The following is a 9,097-nucleotide window of genomic DNA, read 5'->3' as shown; positions in this document are numbered from 1 at the left end:
CCCCCAATCTCCTCTTCCCCTGTGGGTACCTGAGTCGCTAAACTAGCAGTAATAATTAAATCAGTGAACAGTCAACAGTGAACAGTTATCACGGTTTCAGTAGGGGATTTAACCTCGACTGAAACCAACCACAAGCGAACAAAGTGGGGCTATTGCTTCCTAACTGATAACTGATAACTGATAACTGATAACTGATAAATCGCACTTACTTTAAAAAAAAATCATGAGTGTAGTAAGCCAAGTTATTCTCCAAGCCGACGACGAACTGCGTTATCCGAGCAGTGGTGAACTTAAGAATATCAAAGACTATTTACAAACCGGCGAACAACGGTTACGAATCGTTAATACCCTAACTGAAAATGAAAAAAAGATAGTTGAACAAGCTACTAAAACACTATGGCAAAAGCGCCCTGACTTTATTGCACCAGGTGGTAATGCTTATGGTCAACGGGAACGAGCGCTGTGTATCCGCGACTATGGTTGGTATTTACGTTTAATCACCTATGGAATACTGGCTGGGGATAAAGAACCAATTGAAAAAATTGGCTTAATTGGAGTTAAAGAAATGTATAATTCATTGGGAGTTCCCGTACCCGGAATGGTAGAAGCTATTAAAGGGTTAAAGGAAGCTTCAGTTGATTTATTAAGTGCCGAAGATGCACTGCAAGCTGCTCCTTACTTCGATTTCATCATTCAAGCCATGTCTTAATTGAGTAGCGATTCGCCGTTATTTTCCCACTTATCCCGTCATCTACGATAAATCCCTTTAATAGAACTTTGATGGGATGTCGGAAAGACCTTTGAATAAAATCTCAATTTAAATTCCCTACGCTTGGTAGTGGCTACGGCAGAATCTCTGTCGAGTTAGTAACAAGTCGTGGGGAAACTTTTTTCAATTATCTATTAGCTAGCAATTGTAAGATTTTGGATTTTGCGGAAAGTTGGAGGTGTAGATGTTCTTCCCCCAAACTTTCCAAGACAGATTTTAGATTTTAGATAGATTTTGGATTACTCCCGAACTACTCTTATCCCGCTGTAAAATTACTCATCTCCCATGCCCTTCGCTTAACTACATATAAATACAAAAAACCGACAGTCCTCTAATCAAGGATGTCGGCTATTAGTGTGTTCCCTATTAATGACTCGGCTAGAGTTCAGTTATATATAATTATGCTTATCTACCTTGAATATTCCGAGGATCTTAATCATGAATGCTTGTGATTCTCATCACAACAAAGTTTTATACAAGGTGTATTCAATTTATTTATGTATCAATATGCTAAAAAAATAAAAATATCATCCTAAAGACAGTTGCACTATTGCTGATAAGAAGATAAACATTTTTTCATAAAAACTTTTATAGCTTACAAAATAAGAAACGCCCATAAAAAAAACATAATTTTATCGATAAATTTCTGAATTTTGAGGAAATATCTATACAATTAAGATTAATTACAATTACAGCCTCAAAGCAATCAGCGGTACATCGCCGTGCAAAGGCGTTCCCCGGTCAAAATAGAACAAAGCATTCATAAAATAAGCAATTCAAATTCTCCACAGCTATGACATACGATTACGATTTATTTATAATGGGTGCTGGTTCTGCTGGTGCGGCTGCGGCAAAAAAAGCTGCTTCCTTGGGCTTGCGTGTAGCCATAGCGGAACAAGAAGCCCTTGGTGGTACTTGCTTGAATCGCGGTTGTATCCCCAAAAAGTTAATTGTCTATGCCGCTGACTTCGCCCTACATAATAAATTTGCAACTGACTATGGCTGGAGTAAAATTTCATCACATTTCGATTGGACTCAGTTTATCCACTCGGTACACAAGCACATAGACAGTATTAATCGCTCCTATCAGGAAAATTTGCAAAAAAGTGGCATTACTTTATTACGCGGTCATGCTACTTTGGTTGATGCTCACACAATCAAAGTTGATCAACGTCAAGTCACTGCGGACAAGATTTTAATTGCTGTTGGTGCGCGTCCTTTTATTCCGGATATTCCCGGTATCGAATACGCCATTACTTCCCGCGAAATGTTCCATTTGCCCTATTTACCAAAACGTTTGGCGATTATTGGTGGCGGTTATATTGGTGTAGAATTTTCTAGCATGATGAATGCTTTGGGTTGTCGAGTCACTGTTGTTGATACTGATGAAACCATTTTAAAAGGATTTGATGACGATATTCGTCAAAGCCTTCAAGAAAGTTTATCTCAACGGGGAATTAAATTTATCAACAACAGTACTGCAACCCATATTAAACATTATGAAGAGGGTTTACTGTTAACCGTCAGTGGTAAATATAAAAAAACCATCGCCGCCGATAGTATTTTAGTTGCTACCGGACGCGCTCCCAATACCCAAAATCTGGATCTAGATCGCGCTCAAGTCAAAATGGGTGAAAAAGGTGCCATTGAAGTAGACGAATATAGTCGCACTAGTCAGGAAAATATTTTCGCTGTTGGAGATTGTACTAACCGCTTGCAGTTAACTCCTGTAGCTAAATCAGAAGCTGTTGCTTTTGTCAATACGGTTTTTGCAAATAAACCGCAAACGGTAAATTATGGTGATGTGCCTTCTGCTGTTTTTGCTCGTCCGGAAATAGCTAGTATAGGTATGACTGAAAATCAAGCCCGCGAAAAATTTGGCGATTCGGTAAAATGCTATTGCGATCGGTTTCAACCATTGATGAGTCAATTCGCTTGCTCAGAAGAGCAAACAATAATCAAAGTGGTAGTTGAGGGTGAATCCGAGCGAGTCATCGGAGTTCATATGTTAGGAGAACACGCAGCCGATATCGTTCAATGCCTTGGTGTTGCATTTCGTAAAGGTATTACCAAACAAGATTTAGACTCTGCTATTGGGATTCATCCGACTAGCGCCGAGGAATTCCTCACGTTAAATTAGATCGAGAACAAGACAACACCACTAAGAAGTCGGGCTTTTTGCCTTAAATATCTCTAATACAACCTGACTTCTCACCGAGCAGCAAAAATAGAGGTTTCTTTCCCTTCTTCCCTAATCAAAGGTGATTGATAAGTCATATTATGTCCGGACAATTAATTATTATTCGCTGTTGATTGGTAACTGATAACTGTTAAAACTGTTTAACCGGACATGATATCACCGTCAAATTAATCTCACATTAGCGGAATATAAACGTAAATTCACGGATTTTATTAGTTGCAAACGAAACTTTGAAAATTATGACTTACGATTACGATTTGTTTGTAATTGGTGCCGGTTCTGGAGGTTTAGCGGCTTCCAAACGGGCTGCTGGCTATGGAGCAAAAGTGGCGATCGCCGAATCCGATTTGGTCGGTGGTACCTGTGTTATCCGTGGCTGCGTTCCCAAAAAACTCATGGTTTATGCTTCTCACTTTCCCTCACTCTTTGCAAGTGCCGCAGGTTATGGTTGGAATGTCGGCGATACTGAGTTGGATTGGGAAAAGTTCATTACATCTATAGACAAGGAAGTAAGAAGACTATCTGCGTTGCACATCAGTTTATTAGAAAAAGCAGGAGTCGAATTAATTCCAAGTCGGGCTTGTTTGATTGACGAGCATACTATAGAAGTTGATGGACGTAAAGTTACTGCGGATAAAATTTTAATTGCTGTTGGTGGAAAACCGAGTAAACCAGATATACCGGGGATGGAATATGCGATTACTTCTAATGAGATTTTTCACCTCAAAGAAAAACCTCAGCATATTGCCGTTATTGGGGCTGGTTATATAGGTTCGGAATTCGCTTGTATTATGCGCGGTTTGGGTTGTGAAGTGACTCAAATTATCCGTGGTCAGATGATTTTAAAAGGTTTTGACGAGGATATTCGTACCGGCATTCAGGAAGGAATGGTAAATCATGGTATTCGGATTATCAACAATACTCAAATCACATCTGTAGAAAAAGTTGCCTCCGGTTTAAAAATAATCTTATCTGGAGAAGAGCAACCAATCACAGCCGATGTCTTATTAGCTGCAACAGGCCGCGTTCCTAACGTCGAAGGACTGGGTTTGGATAAAGCTGGGGTGGATTTAGTCCCCAGTGTAGAAGAGGGACATGGCTACGGTACCACAAAGGCGATCGCAGTTAACGAATACAGTGAAACTAATCACCCTCATATTTTTGCTGTAGGTGATGTTACTGACAGAATTAATTTAACTCCGGTGGCGATTGGTGAAGGTAGAGCTTTTGCTGATAGTGAATACGGTAATATGAAGCGTGTTTTCAGTCATGAAAATGTTGCGACAGCCGTATTTACCTCACCCGAAGCTGCAACTGTAGGATTAACAGAAGCCGAAGCTAAGGAAAAATTTGGAGAAGATAAAGTTAAGATTTATCGCACCCGCTTTCGTCCCATGTTCTATACTTTGCCACAGCAAGAAGAAAGAACAATGATGAAATTAGTTGTAAATATCGAAACCGATCAAGTTTTAGGCGCTCATATGGTAGGAGACTATGCCGCTGAGATAATTCAAGGTGTGGCGATCGCCGTAAAAATGGGTGCGACGAAAAAAGATTTTGACGCTACGGTTGGTATTCACCCTTCAGCAGCTGAAGAATTTGTGACGATGCGGTAATCGGTAATCGGTAATCAGTTATCAGTTATCAGTTATCAGTTATCAGGGAGTAGGGAACTGTCAACTGATGGACTACATCTACCTTCACGGCTTTGCATCGAGTCCTGATTCTGCAAAAGCTAAGTATATACTCGAACGGTTTGCTGAAAATGAAATCAAACTCGAAATTCCTGATTTGAATTGTAATGATTTTTCCCACTTGACAATTAGCCGTCAGATAAAACAAGTTGCTGCAAATTTTTCACAAAATAGCAGTATCACAATTATCGGTTCTAGTTTAGGAGGTTTAACAGCAGCCCATATAGGAGAAAAATTTCCCCAGGTAAAACGTTTAGTATTACTGGCTCCAGCTTTTGGGTTTTTATCTCACTGGTTGCCTACTTTAGGTACGGATGTTATCCAACGTTGGCAACAAGAAAAGCATCTCATGGTTTATCATTATGGTGAACAACGAGAACTACCTTTAAGTTATGATTTCTTGATTGACGCAAATCAATATCAAGAAAAAATTTTGCAACGTCCTATTCCTACCCTTATCTTACACGGACAACAAGATGAAGTGATTCCCATCCAAGCCAGCCGAGATTTCGCTCAACAACGTTCTTGGGTAGAATTAATAGAACTTAATAGTAATCATACTTTAGGTAATGTAATGCCAGAAATCTGCCAGGCAATTGAAGATTTTTGTCAATTATCTAAGATTTAATTAAATTATTGTTATTAGTGAAAATTGCGTAATGTCCGATATCGTTGAAATGGTAATATTGTTAAATTAGTTGACAGTTAACTGTTGACTGATAACTGATAACTGATAACTGATTAATGATGCTTCCCTTTCTCCGCACTGATTTAGTAGAATTAGCAGCTTATAAACCCCATCTAGGAATTGGTGTACCTACTCCAATCTCACCAGAATCAATAGAGTCGGATAAACTCGATACGAATGAAAGTCCTTACGATTTACCTGCTGAGTTGAAAGAAAAGTTAGCGTGGAGCTATAAAGAGTTAATCGAAACCAATCGTTATCCAGATGGGGGACATTCTTTACTCAAGCAAGCAATTAGTGAATACGTTAATGAATCAGCGAATATTTCCTCGAACATTGTTGTAAACAATAATATCTCCCTTGGTAATGGTTCAGATGAACTAATTCGTTCAATATTAATCGCTACTTGTTTGGGAGGAAATGGCTCGGTTTTAGTCGCTCAACCAACTTTCTCGATGTATGGAATTTTGGCACAAGCTTTAGGTATTCCGGTAATTACAGTACCGAGAAATTGCGAAAATTTTGAAATGGATTTGGAAGCAGCATCAATTGCCATAGACACGACTCAAGAACAACCTGTAAGAACAGTTTTTGTCGTCCATCCAAATTCTCCCACGGGTAATTCCCTAACAGCGGCAGAGTTGACATGGTTAAGAAATCTACCCTCCGATATTTTAGTGGTAATTGATGAAGCTTATTTTGAATTCAGTCAAAGAAGTTTGGCGAGTGAATTATCCCAACATCCTAATTGGGTGATTTTACGGACATTTTCTAAAGGTTTTCGTTTAGCTGCAATGCGTGTAGGTTACTCTATTGGTCATCCCGAAATAATTGCTATCTTAGAAAAAGTCCGCTTACCTTATAATTTACCGAGTTTTTCCATAGCCGCTGCATTAATAGCCATCCAAAATCGTTCGCTTTTACTTGACTCTGTTTCCCAAACCTTGAGCGAACGTTCTAAATTAATTGAAAATTTATCTCAATATCCACAATTAAAAATATCTGATAGTGATGCCAACTTTATTTTCCTACGTCTGAAAAGAGAATTTGACAACCAAACAAATAGTGCTTTAAAAAATCTTCATCAAAAACTGAAAAAATCTGGTACCTTAGTACGAGAGACTTGTGGAGGATTGCGAATTACTGTAGGTTCTCCCTCAGAAAATGCTCGCACTTTAAACCGATTTGAAACTGCTGTGAAAAACATTTAGGGTTTGCTCAGTTATACAGCCTTTCCCTATTCCCTGTTAAGAGTTCCCTATCTAAACGAAATGCCTAATTAATGAAGGCACAAGTAGTGATATATTTTTTTAACTTAGGGTATCTGCTCCATTAGCCAAACGACGCACTATGGCTACAGTTTGTGGTAAAACTCCCACTAACATTGCAAATGCTTCATTTGGTAGCTGACTGACAACTTCTGGTGGAAAATATTGTTCAAATTGATCGAGAATTCTTTGAATTCGCTGCTGAGGAACTGGATTTTCAGTAATTTGCTTAATCAATCTAATCCACTGTCGTCTAATTAAATAAGACTTTTGACGGTCTTCGGATGAATTTGTTGTCAGTAACATTGACGAAACATTTCCGATCGGTAATACGTGAAGACAATCGCGGTCATAATCACCACCCACAGCCGCTCCGGGACCGGCAAACTCTGCGTGATAACCTTTAAACAGTATTAGTCCATTTCGTCTGCGACTGTTGACCATAAAAACCTTTCCACTATGGAGTTTTGTCAGTAGGTCTGAGCCATAAGATTGCTCAAGTCCATCTGGCATTACAATATAGTCAAGAAAACAAGTGTCGGGATAATAAGTTGATACCATAGCAGTTTGATAGCGTTCGCGCTTTTCGCTATCCATCTTTTATAAGAATTTTAATCAATCAAGGAACTAATCTAAACTTTATCTTGCTATTCTCGATGAACTCAATCAATACAGCTGTTAGTTTTGCTATTATCTAAAGCTTTATTGTGCGGCTTAACTTAAATAAATTTTAATCAACTAGGTTGACTAATTGAGTAACCATATTTTATGTGATTTAACTGCATTTGTCTTCCAGTACAGGAATCTTTACTTAAAGTTTCGATAAAGATAGCCATTTTGTATACAAAGTTAGTGTAAGGCATTAGTCAATTTAAGTGTAATTTTACTGAATTGCTCATCAAAGTTAATTAAATATGCTTTAACTATCTAAAATTTCAATAAATCATCAAACATTTGCTCTACAAAAATTAGCTTACTACAACTACATCCGCAATATATTAAAGAAAATATGAATAAAATCAATAATTTGCTAAAGTTGTCGTGCTTTTATCCTTTTAAATTACTTGCTCACTGCTTTGTACACTAGATATATACTATTTATTCTTCTCTATCGCTGACAAAATTGTGGTACAGATAGCTTTTATGATAAAACTAACGATATTGGCACATAAATCCACAGATAAAATCGATCTAAAACAAATATTTTTTCGTAAAAAAATATAATTAACAAATATAAAATACATGGTTACAATAATTATTAAATATTTTTGGCATTAAAGATTATATAAATTATTCTATGAACAATAAAATTTGCTTAACATTGAATCAATGCTAAGTCAAGTCGTTAATTTACTTTTTATAACTTATCTAATTACTTAAATATTGAATAAAATATCCAGCAAAATCAGATAATTTAACAGTCAAAAAGGTGTTTGTAGAGTAACATTTGTCGCGAATGTCGGAACAAAAATGTATTCCAATTAGCATCAACTTGGTGCATCCGGTATCCCAATTTGAAATAAAGTTGCCGAGCTTGATGGTTATTTTCCAAAACATGGAGATACAAATCGTTAAATCCCCATTCGCTAACGACTTTTTCACAGCTAGCTAATAATGCACGAGCCGCTCCTTGCCTGCGGTAATGTGGATGTACGGCTAAATTGGATAAATAAGCAAAACTTTTTCTAGTACCTGTATGAGTCCAAGAATCGCCTAAACGCACGCTTAATTCTACCGTTGCTACTAAATTTGAGCTTGTGTGTTCGCTCAGCGACTCTGAAAGAGGATCGCAATTATCAACGGCAACCAAACAAGCATGGTGGGGTGCGGAGGTAGCCAAACGATGTCTTAAATCTTCGTAAATGCCCAAACGCAGTAATGGAAAAGCCCATCCCCATAAACCATCACGGGAGTGGAAGCTTTCAGCGATAATTTGGGCAACACCAGTCAAATCGGCAGGTGAGCAGAGCCGAATCTGAAATTGGGAGGTGATTGGGGTAGTGGCCATCGCAACTGGCTTTTGCTGGGATGGAACAGAAAGACAAGGAGTCAAGGCTAATTTGCTGTTAAAGTTATTCATCGAAAATATGCATTACTATTCGTACAACACCATCCGTTCTGATATGAAAACTTTAATTGAAAAATGTAGAAATTGGGATTCGGTGTGGGATGTTTTTGAAGATAAGCAAATGGGGGCAAAGTGGAGGGGTTATTGCTATAAGCTAAAAATATCCAGCAAAAACTGTCGATTTTTTGTAGCAAAACAGACAATAAACCGAATTGGCGGACAATTGCAATACTTCTTTTTCCAACTATACAGCTAACTGACGCGGTAATCATATTGTGCAATACAGAACTTTTTAGCCTCCTCAGCTTGCTCCCTACTCCCTCAAAGGGAGTGATTGATAGTAACAAGTTCTCGATCAAATACTGCACCGATGGCACAAGTTGTAACTTGATTAAAAGCTTTATTGGCAT

7 protein-coding genes are annotated in these 9,097 nt (G+C 38.0%); 5 read left to right on the top strand and 2 right to left on the bottom strand.

Translation table 11 applies throughout. The features are described 5' to 3' along the window. Positions 1-223 precede the first annotated feature (223 nt). The 5 genes from IQ247_RS20065 (at position 224) to IQ247_RS20045 (ending at position 6,562) form a co-directional block, all read left to right on the top strand. Positions 224-709, top strand: coding sequence for an allophycocyanin subunit alpha-B (locus tag IQ247_RS20065; protein ID WP_193922880.1), 486 nt, complete (start codon positions 224-226; stop codon positions 707-709). Between the two features lie 853 nt (positions 710-1,562). Next, on the top strand, positions 1,563-2,909 hold the full coding sequence (gene gorA, locus IQ247_RS20060; protein ID WP_193922879.1) for a glutathione-disulfide reductase: 1,347 nt from the start codon (positions 1,563-1,565) through the stop codon (positions 2,907-2,909). Positions 2,910-3,208: 299 nt separating this feature from the next. Continuing rightward, positions 3,209-4,585: a glutathione-disulfide reductase gene (gor, locus tag IQ247_RS20055; RefSeq protein ID WP_193922878.1), complete on the top strand. Its 1,377-nt coding sequence runs from the start codon at positions 3,209-3,211 to the stop codon at positions 4,583-4,585. Positions 4,586-4,652: 67 nt separating this feature from the next. Beyond that, positions 4,653-5,291 (top strand): YqiA/YcfP family alpha/beta fold hydrolase, encoded by a 639-nt coding sequence (locus tag IQ247_RS20050; protein WP_193922877.1) that lies wholly within the window; start codon positions 4,653-4,655, stop codon positions 5,289-5,291. A gap of 119 nt (positions 5,292-5,410) precedes the next feature. Continuing rightward, positions 5,411-6,562, top strand: coding sequence for a histidinol-phosphate transaminase (locus tag IQ247_RS20045; RefSeq protein WP_193922883.1), 1,152 nt, complete (start codon positions 5,411-5,413; stop codon positions 6,560-6,562). A 99-nt stretch (positions 6,563-6,661) separates the two neighbouring features. On the opposite strand, the gene IQ247_RS20040 is transcribed toward IQ247_RS20045, so the two are convergent. Both IQ247_RS20040 and IQ247_RS20035 read right to left on the bottom strand, forming a co-directional pair. Beyond that, positions 6,662-7,216 (bottom strand): hypothetical protein, encoded by a 555-nt coding sequence (locus IQ247_RS20040; RefSeq protein WP_193922876.1) that lies wholly within the window; start codon positions 7,214-7,216, stop codon positions 6,662-6,664. A gap of 817 nt (positions 7,217-8,033) precedes the next feature. Further along, positions 8,034-8,699 (bottom strand): GNAT family N-acetyltransferase, encoded by a 666-nt coding sequence (locus tag IQ247_RS20035; protein ID WP_193922875.1) that lies wholly within the window; start codon positions 8,697-8,699, stop codon positions 8,034-8,036. Positions 8,700-9,097 lie beyond the last annotated feature (398 nt).

Origin of the sequence: Plectonema cf. radiosum LEGE 06105, assembly GCF_015207665.1 — a bacterium.
Taxonomy (GTDB): domain Bacteria; phylum Cyanobacteriota; class Cyanobacteriia; order Cyanobacteriales; family Nostocaceae; genus Rivularia; species Rivularia radiosa_A.
Note: the sequence above shows the minus strand (reverse complement) of the source record. Positions and strands in the feature narration are given on the sequence as shown.

Bases quoted from the DNA above. Each gene is read 5' to 3' on its own strand.
- gor (WP_193922878.1), top strand. From the start codon at position 3,209: ATGACTTACGATTACGATTTGTTTGTAATTGGTGCCGGTTCTGGAGGT.
- IQ247_RS20045 (WP_193922883.1), top strand. From the start codon at position 5,411: ATGCTTCCCTTTCTCCGCACTGATTTAGTAGAATTAGCAGCTTATAAA.
- IQ247_RS20040 (WP_193922876.1), bottom strand. From the start codon at position 7,216: ATGGATAGCGAAAAGCGCGAACGCTATCAAACTGCTATGGTATCAACT.
- IQ247_RS20050 (WP_193922877.1), top strand. From the start codon at position 4,653: ATGGACTACATCTACCTTCACGGCTTTGCATCGAGTCCTGATTCTGCA.
- gorA (WP_193922879.1), top strand. From the start codon at position 1,563: ATGACATACGATTACGATTTATTTATAATGGGTGCTGGTTCTGCTGGT.
- IQ247_RS20035 (WP_193922875.1), bottom strand. From the start codon at position 8,699: ATGAATAACTTTAACAGCAAATTAGCCTTGACTCCTTGTCTTTCTGTT.
- IQ247_RS20065 (WP_193922880.1), top strand. From the start codon at position 224: ATGAGTGTAGTAAGCCAAGTTATTCTCCAAGCCGACGACGAACTGCGT.